This window comes from Vibrio sp. THAF190c, assembly GCF_009363355.1.
GTDB classification, from domain to species: Bacteria; Pseudomonadota; Gammaproteobacteria; order Enterobacterales; family Vibrionaceae; genus Vibrio; species Vibrio fortis_A.
The window spans coordinates 1,730,148-1,754,391 of sequence record NZ_CP045338.1 but is presented as its reverse complement, the minus strand read 5'-3'; the positions used below and the strand labels follow the sequence as shown (position 1 = coordinate 1,754,391).

The 24,244-nt window shown below is 44.6% G+C and carries 21 protein-coding genes; 12 read left to right on the top strand and 9 right to left on the bottom strand.

Annotation, left to right across the window (positions count from 1 at the left end):
- Nucleotides 1-86 precede the first annotated feature (86 nt).
- Complete coding sequence (locus tag FIV04_RS07810) at nt 87-1,946, top strand: hypothetical protein (RefSeq protein ID WP_152468771.1); 1,860 nt, start codon at nt 87-89, stop codon at nt 1,944-1,946.
- Nucleotides 1,947-2,331: 385 nt separating this feature from the next.
- Complete coding sequence (locus FIV04_RS07805; protein ID WP_152468770.1) at nt 2,332-3,900, top strand: polysaccharide lyase family 7 protein; 1,569 nt, start codon at nt 2,332-2,334, stop codon at nt 3,898-3,900.
- Between the two features lie 174 nt (nt 3,901-4,074).
- Here FIV04_RS07805 and FIV04_RS07800 read toward each other — a convergent pair whose 3' ends face one another.
- Nucleotides 4,075-5,832 (bottom strand): polysaccharide lyase family 7 protein, encoded by a 1,758-nt coding sequence (locus FIV04_RS07800; RefSeq protein ID WP_152468769.1) that lies wholly within the window; start codon nt 5,830-5,832, stop codon nt 4,075-4,077.
- A gap of 241 nt (nt 5,833-6,073) precedes the next feature.
- On the opposite strand from FIV04_RS07800, the gene sbcD reads away from it, so the two are divergent.
- From sbcD to FIV04_RS07785, 3 genes are all read left to right on the top strand, one after another.
- Complete coding sequence (sbcD, locus tag FIV04_RS07795) at nt 6,074-7,309, top strand: exonuclease subunit SbcD (RefSeq protein ID WP_152468768.1); 1,236 nt, start codon at nt 6,074-6,076, stop codon at nt 7,307-7,309.
- A 6-nt stretch (nt 7,310-7,315) separates the two neighbouring features.
- Nucleotides 7,316-11,053: an SbcC/MukB-like Walker B domain-containing protein gene (locus FIV04_RS07790; protein WP_152468767.1), complete on the top strand. Its 3,738-nt coding sequence runs from the start codon at nt 7,316-7,318 to the stop codon at nt 11,051-11,053.
- Between the two features lie 155 nt (nt 11,054-11,208).
- Entirely contained in the window at nt 11,209-11,358 is a 150-nt protein-coding gene (locus tag FIV04_RS07785) for a DUF2256 domain-containing protein (RefSeq protein WP_150894593.1), read from the top strand.
- Between the two features lies 1 nt (nt 11,359).
- Here the strand turns inward: FIV04_RS07785 and FIV04_RS07780 are convergent, their stop codons facing one another.
- The 4 genes from FIV04_RS07780 to FIV04_RS07765 form a co-directional block, all read right to left on the bottom strand.
- On the bottom strand, nt 11,360-12,082 hold the full coding sequence (locus FIV04_RS07780; protein ID WP_152468766.1) for an SDR family oxidoreductase: 723 nt from the start codon (nt 12,080-12,082) through the stop codon (nt 11,360-11,362).
- Complete coding sequence (locus FIV04_RS07775) at nt 12,082-13,629, bottom strand: cryptochrome/photolyase family protein (protein ID WP_152468765.1); 1,548 nt, start codon at nt 13,627-13,629, stop codon at nt 12,082-12,084. The genes FIV04_RS07780 and FIV04_RS07775 overlap by 1 nt, the downstream gene beginning before the upstream one ends.
- A 9-nt stretch (nt 13,630-13,638) precedes the next feature.
- Entirely contained in the window at nt 13,639-14,970 is a 1,332-nt protein-coding gene (locus tag FIV04_RS07770) for a DASH family cryptochrome (RefSeq protein ID WP_152468764.1), read from the bottom strand.
- Nucleotides 14,971-15,163: 193 nt separating this feature from the next.
- Nucleotides 15,164-15,586 (bottom strand): universal stress protein, encoded by a 423-nt coding sequence (locus FIV04_RS07765; protein ID WP_032548939.1) that lies wholly within the window; start codon nt 15,584-15,586, stop codon nt 15,164-15,166.
- 325 nt (nt 15,587-15,911) lie between these two features.
- Between FIV04_RS07765 and FIV04_RS07760 the strand changes: the two genes are divergently transcribed.
- The 6 genes from FIV04_RS07760 to FIV04_RS07740 all read left to right on the top strand — a co-directional run bounded on the left by FIV04_RS07760 (nt 15,912) and on the right by FIV04_RS07740 (nt 18,433).
- Nucleotides 15,912-16,298: an STAS/SEC14 domain-containing protein gene (locus FIV04_RS07760; RefSeq protein WP_032548940.1), complete on the top strand. Its 387-nt coding sequence runs from the start codon at nt 15,912-15,914 to the stop codon at nt 16,296-16,298.
- Between the two features lie 166 nt (nt 16,299-16,464).
- The gene (locus tag FIV04_RS26905; protein WP_032548941.1) at nt 16,465-16,626 is read left to right on the top strand and encodes a hypothetical protein; all 162 of its coding nucleotides are present in this window, start codon (nt 16,465-16,467) and stop codon (nt 16,624-16,626) included.
- Nucleotides 16,627-16,668: 42 nt separating this feature from the next.
- Nucleotides 16,669-17,298, top strand: coding sequence for a type B chloramphenicol O-acetyltransferase (catB, locus tag FIV04_RS07755; RefSeq protein WP_152468763.1), 630 nt, complete (start codon nt 16,669-16,671; stop codon nt 17,296-17,298).
- Nucleotides 17,299-17,368: 70 nt separating this feature from the next.
- On the top strand, nt 17,369-17,617 hold the full coding sequence (locus FIV04_RS07750; protein ID WP_152468762.1) for a Rho-binding antiterminator: 249 nt from the start codon (nt 17,369-17,371) through the stop codon (nt 17,615-17,617).
- A gap of 94 nt (nt 17,618-17,711) precedes the next feature.
- Nucleotides 17,712-17,945 carry a hypothetical protein gene (locus tag FIV04_RS27145; protein WP_152468761.1) on the top strand — a complete coding sequence of 78 codons (234 nt, stop codon included), beginning with the start codon at nt 17,712-17,714 and terminating at the stop codon, nt 17,943-17,945.
- A gap of 38 nt (nt 17,946-17,983) precedes the next feature.
- Nucleotides 17,984-18,433 carry a GyrI-like domain-containing protein gene (locus tag FIV04_RS07740; protein WP_152468760.1) on the top strand — a complete coding sequence of 150 codons (450 nt, stop codon included), beginning with the start codon at nt 17,984-17,986 and terminating at the stop codon, nt 18,431-18,433.
- A gap of 46 nt (nt 18,434-18,479) precedes the next feature.
- Here FIV04_RS07740 and FIV04_RS07735 read toward each other — a convergent pair whose 3' ends face one another.
- On the bottom strand, nt 18,480-19,172 hold the full coding sequence (locus FIV04_RS07735; RefSeq protein ID WP_152468759.1) for a glutathione S-transferase: 693 nt from the start codon (nt 19,170-19,172) through the stop codon (nt 18,480-18,482).
- Between the two features lie 92 nt (nt 19,173-19,264).
- Between FIV04_RS07735 and FIV04_RS07730 the strand changes: the two genes are divergently transcribed.
- Nucleotides 19,265-21,544 carry a peptidase U32 family protein gene (locus FIV04_RS07730; protein WP_152468758.1) on the top strand — a complete coding sequence of 760 codons (2,280 nt, stop codon included), beginning with the start codon at nt 19,265-19,267 and terminating at the stop codon, nt 21,542-21,544.
- A gap of 72 nt (nt 21,545-21,616) precedes the next feature.
- Here FIV04_RS07730 and FIV04_RS07725 read toward each other — a convergent pair whose 3' ends face one another.
- The 3 genes from FIV04_RS07725 to FIV04_RS07715 form a co-directional block, all read right to left on the bottom strand.
- The gene (locus tag FIV04_RS07725; RefSeq protein WP_172974233.1) at nt 21,617-22,570 is read right to left on the bottom strand and encodes a nuclear transport factor 2 family protein; all 954 of its coding nucleotides are present in this window, start codon (nt 22,568-22,570) and stop codon (nt 21,617-21,619) included.
- A gap of 72 nt (nt 22,571-22,642) precedes the next feature.
- Nucleotides 22,643-23,656 (bottom strand): ester cyclase, encoded by a 1,014-nt coding sequence (locus FIV04_RS07720; RefSeq protein WP_152468757.1) that lies wholly within the window; start codon nt 23,654-23,656, stop codon nt 22,643-22,645.
- Between the two features lie 9 nt (nt 23,657-23,665).
- Nucleotides 23,666-24,235 carry an ester cyclase gene (locus FIV04_RS07715; RefSeq protein WP_152468756.1) on the bottom strand — a complete coding sequence of 190 codons (570 nt, stop codon included), beginning with the start codon at nt 24,233-24,235 and terminating at the stop codon, nt 23,666-23,668.
- Between the last annotated feature and the right edge of the window lie 9 nt (nt 24,236-24,244).

Here is a 24,244-nt window from a genome sequence, read left to right as displayed (position 1 = left end):
ATGTTTCTCTGTTATATCCTCAATACGGATGAGAAAACCTTTTGTCTAAGAATATATAAAAGTTATAACAAACAAGAGAGTTTATTATGCAGATTTCTAAAGTAGCAACAGCAGTCGCACTGTCTACTGGCTTACTTTTTGGCTGTAATAGCGATGGCTTACCTGTACCAACAGATCCTGTAGTTCCGGCACCTGATTTAAAAATTACCAGCGGTTATTGGCAACTGGGTACAGCTGCATCAGCGACGAGCTTTTCAACCAGCAGCACAAATCTTCCCAATGTTTACGTATTTAGCGAAGACGGCAATCACAAATATTACGATGATGACGCAACACCTGGTACATACGTGATCAAAGATGCATCAGCATCAACCAATGACTACGATGAAGGCGCCGGTACTATTTCATTTATGCTTTACGATAGTGGCACAACAATGGAAGTATCTGGTGAGTTCACGCTAACAGAAGCTTCGGGAGACACGCCTGCATCAATGACATTTGTTGATGAAGATAACGGTGTTGACCTATCGGGTTCAGATGAAGTTGATAATGATTCTGTTAAAGATGCGGTTGTTGATGCCAATGAAGATAGCGGTATTAATAATGTCGTTCAAATCTTGGATACAAACTTTGGCGGCGCTAAAAATGACGTCGGTGAGCTGCGTCTAAAACTGTCTGAGTCTGCGACAGTATCGAGCATTGCTTCAGGTAAATTATCAGTAGACCTAATCTACCAAGTCGATGCCGACACAAATGAAGAAGCGAATGACAGTGGTAACAACGCTTACATCTCTTTGTACGGCGCAGGTACTTCAAACACTAACCTACACGGTGAAGTTATCTTCAATGCGGGTGAGATTTTCTACCGTTCAACGGTTGTTAGTGGTGGTAAACCGCAAATTTCTGAAGAGCCAGTAGGTACTTATGAGCTAGGGGAAGACTTAGCGGTTGAAGTCAGCTGGGCAAATGGTTACTACACATTCACTATCAATGACACTGTATATGACAACAGTGGTAACGGCTTTGAGTCATTCGATAAGTCAGCAGTCACGGTTATTTCATTGAAGTTGGGTGATACATCGAATACGACCCACTATGAACTTATCGCCGATAACTTCATGGTTTACTCGAACGATGAAACTGATAACCAAGTGGTTTTTGAAGACAATTTTGATAGCTACGCAAACGGTGCTGCTCTAGGTGGTTCAGACCCTTACAATAATAACAGTGCGGAAGCGACAGTGGTTACTGAAGGAGAAGACCCAACGGATCCAACAGATCCTGAGCCAGAACCGGGTGAAGTAACAGATGACTTTGATAGCTACACAGCAGGAGCTCGCATTGATGCGGCAAATAGCGCTTACGCTATCAAGGGTGACAAAGACGGCGATGATGAGACAACGATTGTTGCTGAAATTAGTACTGTACAAGCTAATTCAGGTGACAACTCACTACTGTTACATGACAACTCAACACTAGGAAAACCTGTTGTATCTCGTACCTTTAAAGATGGTGGTGCTGAATCAGGTTCGGTGTCGATGGCTGTGTACATTCCATCTGATGGTTATGTGAAATCAACATACTTGTTCTTAGGTTCGTCAGATACTGCTTCTTCGAGCAAGCGATTTACAGAAGTGGCATTTGGTAGCTCTGCGCTCAAATTCCGTAACGAAAGTGGCAGCCAAAAAGACCTAGCGTCGTATGCTCAAGATGCTTGGGTGGACGTCACAATGGCATGGGAGCCAAATTCAGACAGCTCTGGTTATGATGTGACGATTACGGTCGATGGTACTGAGTACACGTCGTATGAAGAAGATGGCACGACTTATCCTCTCGTTGCTGAAGCTGATGAAGGTGCACCAATTATGTTTGCAGCTTATGTAGGTGATAACTCGAGCAGTGGCACATACAGTTACTTTGACGACTTAGATTCTGAATTATTCTAAATCACCGTTTATTGAGTTTTAAAGAGGCCATTTAGGCCTCTTTTTTTGTTTTTTACCCGCTCAAATAACCAAGCTTATGCCTATCTTAAGAGCAAAAACAGAGCACAAAACAAGAAGGTTTGGCCGGTTAATTTGCTTCAATAAGACTCCGATCTCATTTATCTATGATTCGATGGTGATGTATAAGAGCGCGATCTCATTTATGACTTTTTAGGGGTATTTGTATTACTTTATTATGTTTATACTTGTGTCATTAGCGTGAAGGACATAGCTAATACAGTACATGGAACGTGGCTTAGAGCTTGAGTTTCATATCAATAAGGTATCTTGTCCTCGTCTTGTAATACAAATAATTCAAACTTAAGCATTAAAGGTGAAAGGTCTAATGAAAAGTATCTATCTAAAAAGCTTGCTTGCATCTTCGATTGTTCTAGCCGTTGGTTGCGCGAGTACTTCAGCACCTGTAGTAGAGCAGTTTCCAAACAACAAAGAAACGGGTGAGCCACTTCTAACGCCAGTTGCTGTGACAGCAAGTAGCCACGATGGTAATACACCTAGCCAACTTATTGATGGCAACATTATGACTCGCTGGGCTGCAAACGGTAACGGTGAGCACGCAACGTTGGATTACGGTTCAGTTCACGAGTTTGATGCGGTTCAAGCGTCGTTCAGTAAAGGTAACGAACGCGTGACGTCGTTTGACATTCAAATGAGTGAAGACGGTGAGAACTGGACTACTGTACTTAAAGATCAGAAAAGCTCAGGACGTGCGATTGGTTTAGAACGCTTCCAGTTCGAGCCAGCGGTAAAAGCGCGTTATGTTCGTTACGTGGGTTACGGTAATACTAAAAACCAATGGAACTCAGTAACAGAGCTTGCGGCTGTAAACTGTGGTATTAACGCATGTCCTTCAAGTCACCTTATTTCAGATGCTGTTGTAGCTGCAGAAGCAGATATGATCGCGCAAATGAAGGCTGACCAGAAAGCACAAAAAGAGCTGCTGAAAAAGAACCGTAAAGGTGATTTCGGTGCGCCACTCGTGCGCCCTTGTGAGACAACGGTAGAGTGTGACCTTTCTCAGCCAATGCCGACACCAACGCTGCCTGCAACGTTGCTGGCAACTAATGCACCTGGTGAGAACTTCGACCTAACACGTTGGAAGCTGACAACACCTTATGACCACGATGGTGATGGCCGTGCAGATGACGTTGATGAGTGGGATCTAGCACATGGCTTCCAGAACGAAGACATTTTCTACACTGCAGAAGATGGCGGTATGGTGTTTAAGACTTACGTGAAAGGTTCACGTACTTCTAAGAACACCAAATACGCACGTACTGAGTTCCGCTCAATGCTACGAGCAGGTGAGAAGTCACACAAAACTAAAGGTGTGAACCCGAATAACTGGGTATTCAGCTCTGCTCCAATTGAAGATCAGCAAGCCGCTGGTGGTGTAGACGGAACCCTTAAAGCAACATTGAAGATCGACCATGCAACAACAACAGGTCAATCTCATGAAGTCGGTCGTTTCATTATCGGTCAAATCCACGACAAAGATGACGAGCCAATTCGCCTTTACTACCGTAAGCTACCAAACCAAGCGACAGGTACCGTTTACTTTGCTCACGAGAAAACTAAGACAGGCACAGAAGATTACTACAATCTAGTCGGTGACATGACGGGTGAAATTGGTGAAGACGGTATCGCACTAGGCGAAATGTTCAGCTACGAAATTGATGTTAAAGGTAACATCATGACAGTGACTCTGATGCGTGAAGGCAAAGAAGACGCGGTTCAAGTGGTTGATATGAGCGACAGTGGTTACGACGAAGGTGGTCGTTACATGTACTTCAAAGCTGGTGTATACAACCAGAACATGTACGGTGAACCAGATGATTACGTACAAGCAACTTTCTATGAGCTAGACGCAACATACGGTAAGTTCCAAGGTTAATCCAACTAGCGCTCTCTAGTAAAAAGAACGATAGAAACTATCAAGCCAGTAACCTTTGTTACTGGCTTTTTTGTATGCGCATAAAAAAGCCATAGAGTCTTTAACGGAGTCTATGGCTTTATTTACGATAGAGTGGGGAGCTAATCTATTAAGCTCCACACCGATTATAGAGAGTTACTGCACGTGTTCAGTTGATACTTCACTAAAGCTGACATCGAAGATCTCGCCTTGGTATTTATCATCAGGTTTAAATTGAGGGTAGATACCGGCTTTAAAATAAAACGCGATGTCATCGCTCGCCCAATCACTACTTAGTGTGACGGTGTCACCATTCATGTCAGTGTAGTTAGCTCCCCACTCAATTTGGTGGGAAACAAGGTTACTGCCATCGGTGTCTGTGGTTGCGAGGAGCAGCCCATCTTGTGTTGCACGGATAATGTAGCGCCACTCTTCATTAGCAGCGTATTGGCCTAAGGTTACGCTAAACGGTTCACAGCTCGCGCAGTCTTGGTTATTACGCTCAAAACTGTCGTTGAGGATGACTCGGATCGGTCTATCATCACCTTCCCAAAGCAACTTAACCAATGCTTGGCTGATCTTCCAGCCATGAATTTGTCCCAATACCACTTTAGGGCGCTGCTCACTGAAGTCGAGATTTGGATACTCATTGATTTGAAGTTGAGCCTCAAGGGTATGGTTTTTTGCATTGGTACGAAGATCGTTGAGATACCAACTTGTGTCTTCATCACTGGTGCTGCAGTCTGGGTTATCTGTGCTAACGTAAAGCTCTCTTAGCTCAGAACGAATGTAATTAGAGTTTGCTGTCGATGTGCCGTATCCCATATCAGCCCGAAAGTGCATCTGACCACCAACCACGTTGAAGTAGGAGATCCCTAAGTCATTGTCATAGATATTGCTGGCGTTGGACAAAACATCTTTGCTTGAGTTACAACGCTCGGGCTCTAGTTCTGCTGCACTCGTACCACCACTGCCGTACCAATCATCTTTACTTGGCGGAATGGTGATCTTCCAGTCATCAATGTTCCATTTAGCCGAGGTGTCAATACTCTCTTTCTCGTAGGTTAGCTGGCTAAACTTGGCTTCACCTTCACCGTTTTCAAACTGATTGTAAATACCAGCTTTAAAGTAACTGAGAAGATGCGACCAGTAAGAGATGTCGATATTGGCTTTGGATTCGTCGTTCACTTCGATAGACAAGGTGTTTTCGAATATTGAAATTTCGAAACGGGTAAAGTCATCTAAGTCGGCTTCACCTAAGTCATATCGAGTATAGGAATCGCTGCATCCCGCGGCATTTACATCTGAACTGCAGTCTAACGCGTTGTTTTTAAGAACTGCCCAGTAGTGGCCCGTTAAGCCGTTTCGCTCTTGCTCCCAAACAATACGAACCAAGGGGTGAGGGATATAACCTGTTCCATCAGAACTGGTGCCCTTATTATGTATTTGCAGAAAAGTGACTTCATCATGATCAGCGGGTGAGTTGGCCATAGCGAGGTCAATTTCGGGTAGCTTAACTTCTGCGTAGAAAGTGCGCTTAACACCGCTTTCACTAACATCAAAGTTCTCAAGCTCGCGTACCTCTGAACGCATCTTGTAGTTCGACATTTTGAATACAAGATATTCGGTGTTTTCCTCGGCGTAGAAGTAGTCACTTTGATAGTTGTCGAATGCTCCGTTTTTGACCTCAGAAGTCTTATTACCTTCACTGCCATCCGGATCAGAGACTTGCAGATCTGAGTTATCTAAGATGCTCTGATATTTAGCAATGCTGTAGGGTGCGACAGTTTCAGTGGGATCGGTTGGTTGGTTTGGGTCGGCGGGCTCACTCGGAGATGAAGAGGAGGAGCCGCCACCACAGCCCGCAAGTAGTACGGTTATGACCGCGGCGGTGATTGGTTTTAATTTCATCATACTGGTTATTCTTATTATGGAAAAACCTAATAATTACATTTGTATTATTTTAACTCAAATGAGTGCTTTTGATTTTGTGACTCAATGTGAGTCTTGTGTCGTCACTGACCGCATACTTTGGTCAAATTGCGGACGAACAGTCAGATATCGATGATTAGTTGCCTTTTCAAAAGCTTATTAAAGAGATATGCCGGAGCGATTTTGTTAGATTAGGAACATTCGATCCCCGTAGCGAGACACCATGAAAATCCTTCACACGTCAGATTGGCATCTTGGCCAAAATTTCTATAACAAGAGTCGTAAAAACGAACACCAACAGTTTTTATCTTGGCTACTTCAACAAGTTGTTGAGCAGAGCATTGATGCCATTATCGTTGCGGGCGATATTTTCGATACCAGCACACCACCAAGCTATGCACGTGAGATGTACAACAAGTTCGTCGTAGATTGCAGTAAGTTGAATTGCCAACTGGTGATGCTTGGCGGGAACCATGACTCTGTGTCAGTACTCAAAGAGACACAGCAACTGCTTAAGTACATGGGAACCGATGTGATTCCCAACACCAATGAGGACTACCCAACACAAGTGCTTCCATTGAAAGGTAAGTCTGGGGAGGTTGAAGCCTTGGTGTGTGCAATTCCATTTATTCGCCCACGTGACGTACTGACTAGCCAAGCTGGTGTTTCTGGTGTCGAGAGACAGAAACAGCTGGGTGATGCCATTAAGCAGCACTATGCAAGTGTTTACCAAGCGGCGGTTGCGGACCGTGAAAAATACGAGAATGCGAGCGAAATTCCTATTGTCGCAACGGGGCACTTAACCGCTATGGGTGTGCAACAGTCTGACTCAGTTCGTGACATCTATGTGGGTAATTTAGATGGCTTTGCCGCAGATGGCTTTCCACCAGCCGACTACATCGCACTGGGTCATATTCATCGACCACAAATCGTGGCGAAGCAAGATCATATCCGTTACTGCGGCTCTCCAATTCCACTCAGCTTTGATGAACTGAAATCAACCAAACAGGTATGTATTGTTGAGTTCGAACAAGGTCAACGTGCGATTTCTCAATTGAATGTTCCAACCTTTCAGCCACTTGCCGAGATTAAAGGCGATCTTGAAAGCATTGAGACACAGTTAAACAAATATATTGGTCTCGATGGCGATCAGAGTGTATGGCTGTCGATAGAAGTACAAACGCAGGATTACCTATCTGATCTTCAAGAACGTATTTCGCGTCTGACGCAAGAGCTCAATGTAGAGGTATTGCAATTGCGACGAGCTCGAGAGAAGCGTAACCAGACTTTGAGTCAAGAATCGGCAGAAACACTGTCAGAACTTAGCCCAATGGAAGTGTTTGAAAAACGTATCGCACTGGAAGAGTTTGAAACTGAATCAGAAAAAGCGCGTCTAGAGCGCATGACCGTGACGTTCAAACAAGTGATGACGGAAGTGAATGACGGAGAGAGTGAGTAAGCCGCTATGAAAATCTTATCGTTAGAATTTGAGAACCTAAACTCACTCAAAGGTCGTTGGAAGCTGGATTTCACACAATCTCCTTTTGCTGAAAACGGATTGTTCGCTATTACCGGGCCAACGGGCGCGGGTAAAACCACCATTTTGGATGCGATCTGTTTGGCCTTGTTCCATCGAACGCCTCGTCTAAAGAGTATCGCGAAAGGCAATAACGAGATCATGACGCGTGGTACGGGCGAGTGTTTTGCCGAGATTGAGTTTGAAGTGAAGGGGAAAACTTACCGTTCCAACTTCCATCAGAAACGAGCTCGCAATAAACATGATGGCGCACTCCAAACACCCACTTGCGAGTTTGCTGACGCGGACACTAATAAGGTGTTAGAAACTCAGCTCAGTAAGAAGATCAAACTGGTTGAGTCAACGACAGGTCTCGATTTTTCTCGTTTCACTAAGTCTATTTTGCTTTCTCAAGGAGAGTTTGCGGCGTTCTTAAATGCCAATGCGAATGATCGCGCTGAACTGTTAGAAGAGCTGACGGGGACTGAAATCTACAGCCTGATTTCAGAGCGTATCTATGAGCACTACAAATCCAATGAAGAAGGGCTAAACCAGCTGAAAGCGAAAGCGGAAGGTGTGAACCTATTAACAGCGGAGCAAGTTGAAGAACTCTCTCAAAACAAAGCGAGTTTAGAGATCGCATTAAAACAGTTCGACCAAGAACTGAAAGGTTGGTCAGAACATTTGGCTTGGTGGCGAGAACTCAACAAAGCCAAGCTATCACTTGAAAACAGTGAAAGTGAGCTAAAAATGGCTCAAGGGGAGTTAGAAGCCAATGGTGAACAGCTAGAACAGCTAGCGAAAAGTGAACCCGCAGAAAAGCTGCGTCCGGTGCATAAAGATCTTCATCGAGTGCAGCATGAGGTGGCGTCATTAAATACTCAATTGGATGATGCGAATAAACAGCTTGAAGTTGGCAATCAAGAGAAGCTACAAACAGAAACGGCGCTCAATGCGCAAACAGCAGCTACAAACCAACTTCGCAAAGAACAAACTGAACTTATGGCGACTATAGAAAAAGTGCGCCCACTTGATCAGCAAGTCGCTTTGCTCAATGAAAAGCTAGCAACGCAGAAGCAATCCCAATCACTGCTTAAAACGGAACAAGAGACAAAGCAGTCTTTGATTCTAAACGCGGAAAAGTCGCTTGAAGAGTTGAAAATCCAAGAGAAAGCACTGACTGAGTACTTATCGACTAACGAAAGCAGCAAATCTCTCGAGCGCTATTTAGGCCAGTGGCAAACCAACGTTGCTCAAATTCGAACGCTTGAACAACAGCAAGCTGAGCAGCAAAAGCGAGTAGAACGTCTTGCTAATGAAATCAGCGCTCAAGAGCAGCAAGTTAAACAATTAACTCAAGACCAGCAGAAGAACACTCAAGAGCTGTCAACGCTAACGACGGCAGAGCAAGCCGCGAAAGCGTTATGGGAGCAATCTCAGCAAGTACACAGTGAAGAGCAGTTAAATGGCTTGAAACACGTGTTAGAAGCGTGGAACCGTCAAACTCACGCATTAACGGATGTTCAACGTCGTTATTTAATGGCGACGGAACAAGTACAGGTTAAGCGTATCGAGTTGGAACGCAAGACATCCGAAAACATAGAGCTCACAAAGCAACGCGAAGTCTTGGTTGAGCGTTACAAAGAGAAAGAGCAGTCGCTTGAACGTTTGAAGACCTTGATTGCTCAAGAGGGTGAACTCGCTAAGTATCGCGCAATGTTAGAGCCAGGTTCTGAGTGTCCATTATGTGGCTCAACGGATCACTCGGTTGAACAATCTCAAGATGTGAACGCGTTGCTTCAGCAGCAAACCAAAGAATCAGAGGCTTTGGCGCTGGTTAAAAAAGAGGGACAGGATCTTCGTCAGAAACTGGATTCACTCGGCCCAATTTTGAGTCATCTTGAAGGTGAAATTAAAAACCTGACTTCGGATGCTGAGCAAGCTAAGCAGTCTTGGGTGTTGTTGGTAGAGAAGTTCACCCAAACGGGTGCAAGTGCTTCATACGCGAATGCACAATTAGATAACAGCGCACCATTGATGGAGTGGGTTGTTTCTCACGATCAGATTGCAGATAAAGATGCAGTCGCAATGTTTGTTGATCGTTGTGAGCATGAACTTAATAAAGTCACTCAACTTCAACAGCAACAAATGCAAACCAAAGCAGATTACCAATCGGCAGAGAAGCAGCGTATTAATCTTGAGCTTGCGTTGAAAGATGCGCTTAACAAGGTAGAAGCATTATCAGTGCGTATTGCAGACTTGCAGAAGCAGCGAGTGGATGCCGAAGAGCAAACTGCTCAATTGAAACTAACTCAGTCATCACAATGGCAGAGTCTACAACAAAGTATTACTGAGACTGGAAACAGCGCCCCCGAATTAGAGAGTATTGATCAATGGCTTGAAGTTAAGAGTGCGGCGTCGCAAGAGTGGCAAGCAAACTACCAACAGAAAGCCGAACTGGATAAAACGCTGATTGCTCAACAAGAGAAACATCAGTCTCTGGCAGCTTCCTTAGGTGAACAGACTAATAAACTAGCACAGCTTGAGAAAGATCTTATGACGACCTCAGGTGATCTTACTAAGGTCCAGGAGGAGCGTCAGGCACTGTTTGGCGACAAGCAGATTCAACAGCAAGAGCAGTTGATGAATACTCGCTTGGAAGACGCCACCAAAGAGCTTGAGACTCTGAAAGCGGCATTCAACCGTTGTGAGCTGACACTGCGTGAGTGGCAAACCAAGCAAGATGCATTCTCGAAAGAGCTGACTGCGAAACAGAGTGATTTGACTAAGACCAATGAATCATGGACCCAAGCGCTATTAGCCAGTCCTTTTGAGTCTGAAACCGAGTTTGAACAAGCCTTACTGGATGAACAGCTTCGAGCTGATCTTGTTGCTCTTAAACAGAGGCTAGATAACGCGATTGTGAGTAGTTCGGCCAAACTTAAAGCTGCTAAGCAAAGCGTTGATGAACTGCTTGAAAACGTCAACGCAACGAAATGGCAAGAGGTTGAAATAGAACAAGTGGAACAACAAGTCTCCGATTGCCAGCAACAGCAACAATCTACGGCCAGTCAAATCGGTGCGATTAACGCAAACCTAGAGATGGACAAGAAGAATCGCGAGAATCAACAACACTTGTTCAAAGAGATTGATGAGAAACAGCAAGCGTTTGATGATATCTCGCAATTGAACTCATTGATTGGTTCGAAGAATGGCGACAAGTTTAGAAAATTCGCACAGGGGCTAACCCTTGAGAACCTTGTTTACCTTGCCAATAAGCAGTTGCAGCGCCTGCATGGTCGTTATGAATTAAAACGCAAAGCGGAAGATGGACTAGAGCTGCAAGTGTTGGATACGTGGCAGGGCGATGTGGTTCGTGATACCAAAACGCTCTCAGGCGGTGAAAGTTTCTTAGTGAGTCTCGCTTTGGCATTAGCACTGTCTGATTTGGTGAGCCACAAAACCAGTATTGATTCGCTGTTCCTTGATGAAGGCTTCGGTACCCTGGATAGCGACACGTTAGATATTGCTCTCAATGTGCTCGATAACTTGAATGCGTCTGGCAAGATGATCGGTGTGATCAGTCACGTCGAGGCGCTAAAAGAGCGAGTACCCGTCCAGCTTAAAATCACTAAGCATTCGGGCTTGGGTGTTAGTGAGATGAGTAAAGAGTTTAAGGTCGCGTAACTAGTGATAGAAAGTAACGCGTAATTAACAGCGAGTACAAAGGGGCAGTGAATCTGCCCCTTTTCAGTTGTTTTCTTTGTTATTTCAACGGTATTTCAAACCCTTAGCGACTGTTGAGCGTATAGCTTCTAACAACCTCAAGTTAGAGAAATACGATGCGAAAGAAACGCGATCTTCCCACTAAACTCTGCCCAGTGTGTTTGCGTCCATTTACGTGGCGCAAGAAGTGGCAAAAGTGTTGGGACGAAGTGCAATATTGCTCAGAACGTTGCCGCCGAAACAAAGGCAGCATCCACAAGCCGTAAATTACCAAGGCAGCTCTTCACCGTTGTATGCGAAAAAGCGACCACTCTCTTGTGGCGTTGATCTTTCAATAATACTCAATAATTGGCGCGCAACGTCGTTAGCGTCGAACAGTTTGCCTTCAGGAACGTTGGTCTGAAATGGTTTGGAGAGTGGGGTATCGGTGGTTCCCGGATGTAAGGAGAGGATCGTTGCTCTCTTGGCAACACGGCTCCACTCGATGGAGATGGATTTAATCAGCATGTTGAGTGCCGCCTTAGAGGAGCGATAGCTGTACCAACCACCCAAACGGTTATCACTGATGCTGCCAACCTTAGCTGAAATGGTTGCAAGCTTACCTGCAGGCGAACTTTTCAATAGAGAGGTAAAATGCTTTGCAAGTAGTAGAGTCGGAAGCGCATTAGTCGTCATATTCTCTACAAAAAACTCTGGGTCGATGGTATTGAGGCTTTTCTCTGGTTGATGAGTCGTTGTATGGAGTATGCCGACGCAATTGATCAACCAATCTAATGAGCTGAAGTGAGAAGCCAGTTGTTGTACGTCTGACTCGTTGGTGATGTCAACTTTGTGCCACGTGACATTCTCCAGTGAGAAGTCAGGCTTACCATTGCAGAAAGTCGTATGGATGTTGGCTGTGGGCTGGATTGTTTGCAACTGTTTCACCACGGCTTTGCCTATACCGCCAGAGCCTCCAATCACTAGCACGGTTTTGATAGCGTTTTCCATTACAAATCCTCCAAATGTTCGAGGTAATTTTCTGCACGTTGTAGCGTCTTATCTTGCTCTTGTTCGTCCATGTTGTCCCAAGAGCGGAAGATCATCCCCATTCGCGGATTGCGAGTGAGTTGCTCTCGGTGCTTAGTCATGAAACGCCAATACAAACTGTTGAACGGGCAGGCATCTTCATCACTTCTCGATTTCACGTTGTAGTGACAACCCTTACAGTAATCACTCATCTTATTAATGTAAGCGCCACTCGCCGCATAGGGCTTGGTTCCAACAATTCCACCATCAGCAAACAGAGCCATACCGCGGGTGTTTGGCATCTCTACCCATTCGATAGCATCGATGTAGATGCCGAGGTACCACTCGTCCACTTGGTCTGGATTAAGTTCAGTGATCAGACTGAAGTTACCGGTCACCATAAGTCTTTGAATGTGATGAGCATAAGCAAACTCGTGTGACTGCTTGATCGCTTGCTTCATGCACTGCATTTTGGTGTCACTATCCCAAAAATAGTGAGGCAGATTGCGATTCGCTTGAAAGTGATTGATGGTTTTGTAGCGCGGCATGTTGGCCCAATACACCGCGCGAATGTACTCTCGCCAACCGAGGATTTGACGCACGAACCCTTCCACCTGAGAAATATCGATGTTTGCGTTACTGTGGTAAGCAGCAAGTGCCGCATCAATGGTTTCTTGGGGCGTAATCAGTTTGCTGTTTAAGCTGAAAGACAGACGGCTGTGGTATAAGCTCCAACGAGAAGTATGCTCTTTGGTCATTGCGTCTTGAAAGCGACCGAACAGCGGTAGACAGGTATGGCAAAAGTGCGCTAGTAGAGACAAACTTTGGGCACGATTAATCGGCCATAACAGTCTTGTTTGATCGATTTCGCCGATGGTTTGAACATTGTGTCTGTCCATTCGCTCCACAATGTCGCTCACGTCATTAGCAAACATCAAAGGTGAGGGCAGTGCTTCGATATCTTTTGGTTTGAGTTTGTTTCTGTTGTTGCCATCGTAGTTCCACTTGCCACCCACAGGTTTACCGTCGTCCATTAACACAGAGAAGCGCTTGCGCATTCGGCGATAGAAATGTTCCATCATGATGTGCTTGCCTGCTGGAAACTGCGGCTCAATCTCGTCAAACGGTAGCAAGAAGTGTTCGGTGCAGGTACAGTGCTTTACCGCTTTCGGTAGGTTGAGTTGAGCTAACTGGCTTAGCAGTCGGTACTCATCAGGTCGTTGATACTCGAATTTCTCGGCGTCAAACTCTGTTGTGTAGTGCTCTATCAACTCATTTAGAGATGGAAACTGTTTGGTATCATCCAATGTCAGGTGCAGCACCTCATGCCCTTCATCTTTGAGCTCTGAAGCAAAAGCCGCCATTGCACAAAAAAACGCAGCGACTTTTTGCCTGTGATGATTAACGTAACCTGTTTCCTGATGGAGCTCCGCGATGATGTATAAGACATTGGAGTCACGATTAGAGAACCAAGAGTGCTGAATATTAAGTTGATCACCCAGTATTAGGCGTACAGTGTTGAATTTCATTCTCTAATCCTATTTAGCAATCTGGTACAGTTCGTTAGTGGTCGCCCAACGTTGGATAAATTCGTGTTGCGGGTCGTACATTTGCGTCTGCTTTTCAAGATCAAAGTGGCGAGTCTGTTGCCCATTCATACCTGCAATGTAAGACCAATTCCCCCAATTAGACGCAACATCGTAATCGACGAGTTGAGTTTCAAAATAGGCTGCGCCCCAACGCCAATCACAACCTAACTCGTAGATAAGGCAACTCGCCGCTAGTTGTCTGCCCCGGTTAGACATATACCCAGTGGCATTCAGCTCTCGCATACAAGCATCGACAATAGGGTAGTTGGTGTTACCCATTTTCCATCGATTGAAAGCTGCGTTGGCTTCGGTACTTAAAGTGTGACTGTCTTGTGGGTTGGCAAATAGTGCACCGCCTGAAGCTCTGGCACGCCAGTAGAAATATTCACGCCATAGAAGCTCAAACTGAATCCAGTAGGTTGACTCGCTTGATCCGTACTGTTGTTCATATTGGCGTAGCGTGCTGACAATCATCTTTGGTGATAAACAACCCAATGCCAACCAAGGTGAGAACTTGGTTGAGTGACTCATACCATCGAGCGCGTTTCTTGTCTGTTTGTAGTGGCTAGCATAAGAGTGTCGGAAGTAATCTGTTATGTGTGCGATCCCCGCATTTTCGCCACCTTCAAAAAGTCCCACGCGTGTTTGACTCGATGCGTGCGAAGTATGTGTCGTGTCTGATGTCTCAACGACAGAAACATTAGGCGTGATGTATAAGTTATCTCTCAACACATTTGGCAATTTAGGAAGCACAGGTGCGGGGCTATGCTCTGTGATGTTTAACAGCGCGCTGTCTGCCTCAATCAATTTACGAAAGCGAGTAAATGATTTGGGAAGCTTGTTTAGATCGAAAGGTAGATCAGCTCTGTCTAGCAGTGTGCTGTTGTTGGTAGAGATAACCTTTGTGTTAGGTAATGACTCCTGCACCTCTCGTATTAGTTCGGATTCATCACTGCCGGGATGTTGATTACAATAAATGTTGCTCACTTGGCACGTTTCTATCAACTGAATTAAGTCGTCTGCTTCGCTGGAGTGCATTCTAAATAAGCTTTGATTTTGGGCTTCGAATCGTTTTGCGAGATCCTCAATAGATTGTTGCCAGAACAATAGCCTCTGTTCCCCAACTTGGTCTTCACCAGAGTGGTGTTGAACGAAAGGAGAGATTTGGATAGGCATAACGACGCCGATCAATTCATCAACTTGATCACACGCCAGTGATAAAAGCTCGTTGTGCGTAAAACGTAAGTCATTAGTAAAACAGTAAAGGCCAATTTTTCTCATCACTGTGGTTCTCTTGATTGGGATCTCGTGAATAGATAACTAGCGATAATTACGGTTTGCTAAAGGGGATCGATCAGGTAAGCATGTTAAAAGAGCTAGAAAAATCAAAGGGGAAGGGAAACCTACCGAGCGCGACTTTGATTGAAGCAGAAGCGCGGTGCTCGGTAGGGTTTTAAGTTAAATTACGTAACCATTACTCGATTGGAACCACTAAAATATCAACCGGTGACTTATCAATAAGCTGTTTGGAGTGTGAGATGATTTTGCTCCAAAAGTCATGGTGGTGACCACAAATCAAAAAGTCGACTTGGTTAGCTGCGACGGTCTCTTTCAGTTTATCCGTCAAATCACCAGTCCCCATAAACAGGTGCTTGATGTTGTGCTCGGAGTACGCTTCGAAATCTCTTAATTGTTTAACGGCATCTTCATTAAATGGGAGTTCGCCAGTGTGCTGCTTGATATCCACCAGCTCAGGGTAAATCTCACCATGTGTTCCATCGATATAAACGAAAGAAAGATCGGCATCGAGTTTGTTGGCAAAAAATGTCGCTCTATCAATTAAGATGTTTGTGTCTTGTGACAGCTCAATCGCGACGAGTATGTGTTTGTATTCCATAGCTCACCTCTCTTATCTAGGGTCTATAACTAGCATAGAATTTCACCAACAAAATTCCTTCGAGCTGATCTCATATTAAACAAAATGCTCATATTTATTTGTTCTAAAGGAAGAACTTTCTATTACGCTGATAGTTCACTCAGCGTTGCCTGAATATCAATGAGTTAAGAATCACACCGCTTTATACAAGCGTTTAAATATCTTGTAAATATGAGAACAAAAACCGACCGATTACTGGTTTTTTGCCACTGGCTCTCAATAAGTATTCAACTGATATCGTAAGCTATTAGGTAGATTTTGAAGACTAACGAGAGAGGAATGCATTATGAATAATGATCGCCATGGAATATCCGTTGGAGTAGAGCGAATCGACCACGAATATGTCCTGATGTTCAAAGCAACAGGCCATCTGACCCACCAAGATTATCTCGCCTTAACCCCGAAACTAGAGTCGGCACTGAAAACCGTCGGTTCTGAAAACATTAAAATGGTTGCTGATATCAAAGAGCTGAACGGCTGGGATATTCGAGCAGCATGGGACGACTTAAAACTGGGTATCAAGCTAAGAACCAATTTAGGCAGAGTTGCAATATACGGTGATAAGGGCTGGCAAGAGCTTGCATCCAAAGTAGGTAGCTTGTTTATCGCGGGCGAAGTTAAACAATTCACGGAATATGACGATGCGATCGACTGGGTAACAGCGGCAACCTAAGTAATCTTTTCTTTCTATTTTGATTTTCAATGCGTTGTCTTGATTTTCGGCATACAATTCAGGCAACGCATACATTTGACTGTCAGTTCAAGTGTAAATCTATAACTGGATACGAAGTCCTCTTGAGACGGTTGAGGGCAAAACTCGTATCTTGCCGAGAATTACCATGAGAAAAATCTACGTGACTGAAGGCGATATCAACGCCAAGAAACAAAAAGACGCCTATCCTAAACGTGTGTTGTGCGAACAGTGCGTATCCTCTTTTATCGTCATCAGTGAAGGCGACAGAACCTACCAAGCTTGTGACAGTTGTGGCGATGATTCGTAACGCTGATTTTGAATTTATTCTTCCATTAAGTAGAAGCTACCTTTGAATAACTATTTTGAAAGTCCCTTTGCGGGCAAGTCTCTTAAAGACCAAGTGACTAATCCGAACATCATTGTTGGTGAACATAGCTACTATTCTGGTTATTACCACAGTCACAGTTTCGACGATTGTGCCCGTTACCTTACGCCCGATAGAGACGACGTCGATAAATTGATTATTGGCAGCTACTGCTCGATTGGTTCTGGTGCTGTGTTTATGATGGCTGGCAATCAAGGTCACCAAAATCAATGGGTGAGCACATTCCCATTTTTCTACCAAGATGATGAAAAATTTGAAGGGGCGATCGACGGCTTCGAACGTTCTGGAGATACTGTGATTGGTAATGATGTCTGGATTGGCACAGAGGCGATGATCATGAGTGGCGTAAAGGTTGGAGACGGTGCCATTATCGCCAGTCGTGCTGTCGTAACCAAAGACGTTGAGCCATACTCAATTGTCGGTTCTAATCCAGCGCGTCATATCCGCTATCGTTTTAGTGAAACTGAAATTGCGCAGTTGCTAGAAATGAAATGGTGGGAATGGAATGAAGAGCAGATCAAAGGTGCGATGGAGTGGTTGTGCTCTCCTGATATTCAAGGCTTGTATCAATACTGGAAACGCATCACAAAATAGATATTCCACTGATTGCTTAGTATGGCGTCTGGCTTTAACTTTGAACCTAACATCTTGAAAGGTAAATATTATGATGAGTTGCAGCGATTATGATTACATCGAAATTGTCTGTATGTATCGCTACCCGATAGCTATTACTCTGGCGTCTGGTGTTCAACTTGAGTGTATTGCAAGGGACACTAAAAGAGACGAGCAAAAAAGAGAATGCATACAGGTCGATAATCAAGGTGAACTACAACTCATTGTTCTGGATGAACTCAGAACCCTCGAAGTTTTGGTGGATAACCCGCACTTTACGAAAGTGACGTTTAACAGATAAGGTTACTAATAGACGAATACTAGACTGGGCAAGGAAGCGAACTGGTGAGCCTTTTGTGTTAATCCCAATGTTTTGCTAACACTCGGAGTTTACTATGCCAATGAGTCAAGAAGTCTGTTATTGCCCATCATGCCAAGCCCGTACGCAACATGTGGTGGTGCTAGTTCGAAAACAGAGCCCTTACGAAAGCTCTCCAAATAGAACCCAAAAAGAGTTCTTTTCTGGGTTTGTAAAGAGCATATTCTTGGGGGCTTTCGTCGCGTCAATGGATGAGTTTTCTAGGCACGTTATCTGTGAGAAGTGCGGCAACAAAACTGTTGAGGAATGATCAACTACCTACATACAAGCGAATCAATAGGGAACACAATGAAAGTTCAAATCATCGACGCAGTGGAATTATCGGGTTTTAAAGTGAGAACCACTAATGAAAATGAGATGTCTTTAGAAACTGCAAAGATTGCAGGACTGTGGCAGACGTTTTCGACGCAAGGTGGGCCGTATTTGACTGAGAAGTCACAAGTGTTTGGTGTTTATACAAACTATCAATCTGACTATACCGGTGAATTCGATGTGCTCGCTTGCAGTGATGAGGCTGCGATGGCGGGTTTAGAGCAAACATCTCACGTTCAAATTGAAGCGGGTAAATACCTCACCTTTGAAGCTCAGGGAGAAATGCCTCAAGCGGTTATCGAACTATGGGGTGAGGTTTGGGGCTATTTCACACAGGCAGATTGCCCACATACTCGTCGTTACACGTCTGACTTTGAACGATACATCGGTGAAGATAGAGTCGAAATTTCGATAGCTATAGAGTGATTTAGTCATTAAATAGTTGTGAGTGCTTTAAGTCGCTTTGGTAACTTTAATCGGAAGAACCAAATACCATGTTTTGCTTACTCTCGTTCCAAAGTGGGTAAGCTTTCATGGTTTTGCTATACAGAGCGCTATCCAAAATGCTTCTTAACCAAGTTTGGATGCCAATGTAATGAGATTGGTTAAACCATTTTTTCTCTACACGTGCAAACTGACTAATAAAAGGAACTATTGCATAATCAGCAACACTTGGTGTATCGCCAAATAGATAGCTCTTTTTCGGATAACCGCTCCCTTGCTTCAGTCTCGCCTCAAGCTTAGTAAGAAATTCCTCACACAACGCCCTGCGATCTACGAGATCCTCATTGTGATAACGAACTGCCGCACGATATTGCTCCAAATGTCCAATAAATGTGTTGTCATTCTCTTCAATCAATTCAAAGACATCGTGATAAACTTCGTCATCGGATTTTCGAAGCAGATTTTGTGGGTCGTTCAGTTCCAAAGCCCACACCATAACTTGCAAACTCTGCTCAATAATCTTTCCATCGGGTAATACTAATACTGGGACTGTACCTTTTGGTGAGCATTTCAGCAGTTCTTGTGGCTTATCCTTAGTGACAATTTCACGAATTAAGACTTGTTGATTTGCAAGGAGAATTCCGAGCCTAGCGCGCATTGCATAAGGGCAGCGACGCAGTGAATAAAGGATAGGCAAATCTTGAAGAGTCTTTGTTGTCATTAGGTTTAAAAGTTGCTGTGCGGTGGTAAAGGGTTAGTGATGTGGGTAGAATACGCGGCTTAAAAATTATAAGTAAGTGAGCGACTTCAAAAATGAGCAGAAAAATTGAGTTATTAGCCCCAGGTGGCGATGTAGAGGCGATTAAAGCAGCTATCGTAGCAGGAGCTAATGCGGTCTACTGTGGACTGGGTACATTCAACGCCCGTAACCGCGCCTCGAATTTATCTTTAGACGAGCTGAACGGCATTATTCGTCTTGCTCATGAGTACGGTTGTCAGATCTTTCTGACCCTGAATGTCGTGTTACTTGAGAGCGAAATAAAGAACATTAGTAAGCTTTTAAATCAGCTTGTGAACACCAAGGTTGATGGCATCATTGTCCAAGACTTGGGGCTGTTTGATCTGGTGAAGAAATACTTTCCAACGATCGATGTTCACGCTTCTACTCAGCTAACTACGCACAACGAAGGCCAAATCAAGTTCTTGGCTAAGATTGGTGCGTCACGCGTGAACTTATCGCGTGAGTTAAACCTGCCTGAGATTAAAGAGCTGACTCAAGTTGCGCATGACCACGATGTTCTAACAGAGGTCTTCGTTCATGGTGCTCTGTGTATCGCGTTTTCTGGTCAGTGTTACTCAAGCTCGGTGAGTGTCGGTAATTCAGGTAACCGTGGTCGCTGTTCACAGGCGTGTCGTGATGAATACGAGATTACTGATGCAGGTAACCGCTACCCACTTAATCTGAAAGACAACTCTGCTTACTTTGATTTACCGGAACTGGTAGATGCCCAGGTTGATTCGTTGAAAGTTGAAGGCCGTATCAAGGGTGCTCACTATGTTTATACCGTAATCGATACATGGCGTAAGCAGATCGACAGCTTTATCGAGAGTGGCGATTTGATAGGTGACGATTCAAACCTACACAAGGTATTTAACCGTGACTTCACCAACTCTTTCTTGAAGGGTAACTTAACGAAAGACATGTTCATCGATAACCCGCGTGATAACAGTAAAAATTATGCGGTAGAGCAGGCTGCGAAACAGGTTCAACAGTTTGATCCTAATGCTGAAGATGCGATCTCAGTCGTTCAAATCGAAGACGTCAGCAAAGACCTTCACGCAGCGAAAGATGTTCTGGGTGATGAGATGCGCAGCAAAATTCAGTATCTGGATATCCGCAAAACACCCATCAAACTTTCATTCAGTGCCTGTGAAGGCGAGCCTCTAGTGGTTTCAGTGATTTCTGACAAAGAGAACTTTGAAGTGAAGTCTAAATCTGTATTGATCGCAGATGGTGAGAAACCACTGACCAAGGAAATCTTAGAGAAGCGCTTCAAATCACTTCGTAGTGGTATTCACTCACTTGAAGGTTATGATTTTGAGCAGTTCAATGAAGGTCTATTTGTCTCTTTGAAAGAGCTAACCCAGCTAAAAGAAGAGATCGACTTCATTCTGAATGGTTCTGTAGACGTTGTTAAGAATGTTGATGTTCCTGCGCTACCGAAGTTTGGCAAAGTGAACGAGACACCGACACTGTCTATGTTGATTGCTGACACTGCCGACATGCACCTTTGTGATGTGACGGATGCGGACATCTACTTCAAGCTGCCTGAGAGCTACAAAAAGCGCAACAACAAGTACATTGATATCTTGTCTGAGAACCCGCGTTTGATCCCTTGGTTCCCAGCAGTACTGATTGGCAAAGATTACATTGAAGCGGTTCGTATTCTTGAAACCGTTAAGCCGAAGCGAATTGTCACCAACAACACAGGTATTGCTTACAAGGCTTATGAGATGGGTATTGAGTGGGTGGCTGGCCCATTCATGAATACGACCAACTCGCACGCTTTGTACACGCTAAAGGAGCAATTGAACTGTTCGGGTGCTTTCCTTTCAAATGAGCTGAACAAAGGTCAACTGCGTCACGTTCGTCGCCCTGAAGGCTTCAAGCTTTACTACAGCATCTATCACCCAATTTTGATGATGACCAGCCGTCAGTGTTTCTTCCAAAGAACCGTTGGCTGTAACAAACCAGCTATTGAAGATGGTTGTATGCTGCGTTGTGAGAAAGCAACCACGATTACCAATGTGAAAGGCACTTCGTTTGCGGTAGATAAGCAGAAGGGCGGCTACCCAAGCATTTACAACCATGAGCAGTTCTTAAACCAAGATGCAGTTGCGGATCTCTCAAACCTCTTTGACGAGTTCTTTATCGACTTGACTGACATCGGTTCGGGGTCAAAAGAGAAAGCGGACAAGGTAGAGCTGATTAAGCAATTTGAAGCGCTAGTAACAGGTGACCAAGCTGCAACAGACAACCTAAATCACTTAGTGCAGATCAGAACCAACAACCAGTACGTTCAAGGGTTGTAAGGCTAATTCGAAGTAAATAAAAAATCGGAAACTGATGAAGTTTCCGATTTTTTTATGGGGACAAAAGCGAGCCTAACCAGTTTGTTGAATGATCTGTTTCCAAATGGCTAACTCGTCGTATAGCACGTATTCACGGCGGAGTCCCCACGGGCCAAATTCGGCATGACACGCACCCATAATGTATACATCAGCACCAGTTGGTTGACCGAAAGCGCCATAACCTTCGTGTTTCCCTTCAAGTGACCAACGGATAGCTGCACGTGGTGACATCATGTCATCTTCTAACCCAATGCGATGATGAATCTTAAACTCGGCATTAGGGAATGATGAGCGTAATTGCACCCAGAAGTGATCAATCTCTGAGTGAGATAGGGCAGATTGACCACCTGCGTACTCGCCAATACACGCACGGTCATACTCTTTTGGAATAACACTCAATTGAGCATTCATGATCGCGCGTAAAATTTCCTCGTATTTCTTTCCCCATTGGTTGTCATTACCAACACCCAAATATGGCCCTTGTTGGTCTAACTTAGGCGTGAAGACAGGTTGGCACTTTTCGATACCACCGCTTTGGTCGATTAGGTGTTGTGTATAAGCCTTTGGGGTATAGCCTAACTGCCTTGCGATTGATCCTTGGTCTCGAATCAACCACTCGTCATTGATCTGATTGTTGATGGCATGGCAGTCAGCAATGATTCTAAACTTGAGCTTAGTGCCTGTCTCTTTATCGGTCGCGGTAGAGATAATGCGATGCGACGAGAGCATGCCTTGTTCTGGCGAACCACTCCAAATGACGTCTTCACCAAATAGGGTGCGATCGGGGTACTGAGCCAATACTGCTAAGGTGGCATTAATGACATCTTTGTTGCCGATAGCGATGCCTTGCGGCGTTCTGACGACGATGTCTTCAGCATAATAGTCGTGTAGGGTGTGTAAGCCACGATCTTCCCAGATCTCTTTGGTTATTCCCAATATGTAGTCAGGGAAGTTTTGCCATTTTGGGGCAAATCCAGTCATACTCATTGTTCTATCCTTGATTTCACTTTCTCGTGGCGAGCCTAAGTGGATACTTGGCTCGCTCATTTAGTTATCTGTTTACTTTTCAAATTGTCGATAGCGTGCTTTGTTGAGCTCTTTCATGCGCGCAAAGACATCAACACCGAGTTGGTGGTAGACGTCGAGCAAGTCGACCAACACCCAGTTCTCTCGAATTTTGTCACCTTCGACACGCCAGAAGTCGAGGCTTCTCATCGTGATGCACTGATTAGATGGAGCGATTCCTAGCCAACCACTACCAGATACCGTCATTTCCATTCCAGGCCAAGCGGTAAAGGCAACGTAGTTGTTATCTGAAAATAAGTATCCATTTCCTTCTTTGGTTCTTCGGTCGGGCAGTGCATTCAAAAACGGGATTTGATGCCAATTTCTAAATCCTTTAATACCGCGACCTGTACCAATCCCAGAAGGACCATACCAACTCATCTTAGGATGCCAAAATGACTCAAGATCCATAGCTTCGACACCGCCTTGCGCATGCTTTGATAAGCCATTGAGCATTTGGCTTACTACAGTCAAGCTTGTATCGGCTAACGCTGTATCCATTTTCCCAACTATGCCATCTAACGTGGCTGGTGCTGGTGGATGCCACTCTCGACCTAGACTCGGCGTCATAGGCCATGCGTTAGCTTGCATCATAAGCTCTGGGATATCCCAGAGCGCTTGAATCTCGACGACCTTCCCAGACTCGAATCGATAAAACTCGTGAAAGCGCATCGATACTTGATGCCCCGTTGGCGGGATATCAAGCCAAGGTTCCATAAAGCTACCGGTGTAGTAGCCTGCGCATCCCACCCAGTCACTTTTATTAGCTTGACCACCCATTAAGATATAGGTCCGCTTTTCGAGGTCAGGTATTGCTTTTAACAGTGGCTGGTACAACTCTGTCACCAACATACTTTTGTTGCTTAGCTGTTCAAAAGGGAAGCCATATTGCAATGTTGCATCATCGCTGATCAAATCACTGAGCTGCGATTCAACATGACTAAGGTCGAAGTCATACATAGCATTATTGAGCGCACGAATGCGCTCTTTGTTGTCAAAATTGGACATCAAGCACCTCTAACGCTCTTGGTAGATAGGGTTCTCTTTTGAGTCTTTGTTCTCCCAGCCATGACCAGAGAAGGCGTCGACACCAAGTTGAGCCATTACTGCAGGGAAATCAACCATTACATAGTTATCGACAATCTTCCCGTCGACCACTTTCCAGAAGTCCATATAGCGGATAATCACTTTCTTACCAGTGGGCTCAACTCCCATAAATGGACCAGAGTGAATTGCTTCTTGGCGACCAAATGCAGCGCACCATTCACCTTGCGTCAAACGAGCCTCATCAATACAGACTTTGTTTGAGAACGCAGCTTGGAAAGGGCGTTGCCAATTTTCTTGAAACTCTTTTAAGTTCTCTTTAAACCCACAACCGGCGTTGCCCATCCAGCGAAAGCTTTCTGCAAAGAAGCGACCCATATTGTCGATGTCGTGGTCATTGAGTCCATCGACCATCGAATCAATAACGTGCAGCGTTTCATCTGTTTTGGTCAGATCGTTGTCCTTAGTTAACACACCTTGTTCTGGACGAAGGGATGTTGATGCTGCAGTTTGAGTAGTTGGGTGTTCGCATGTATGTGTCATTAGTTATCT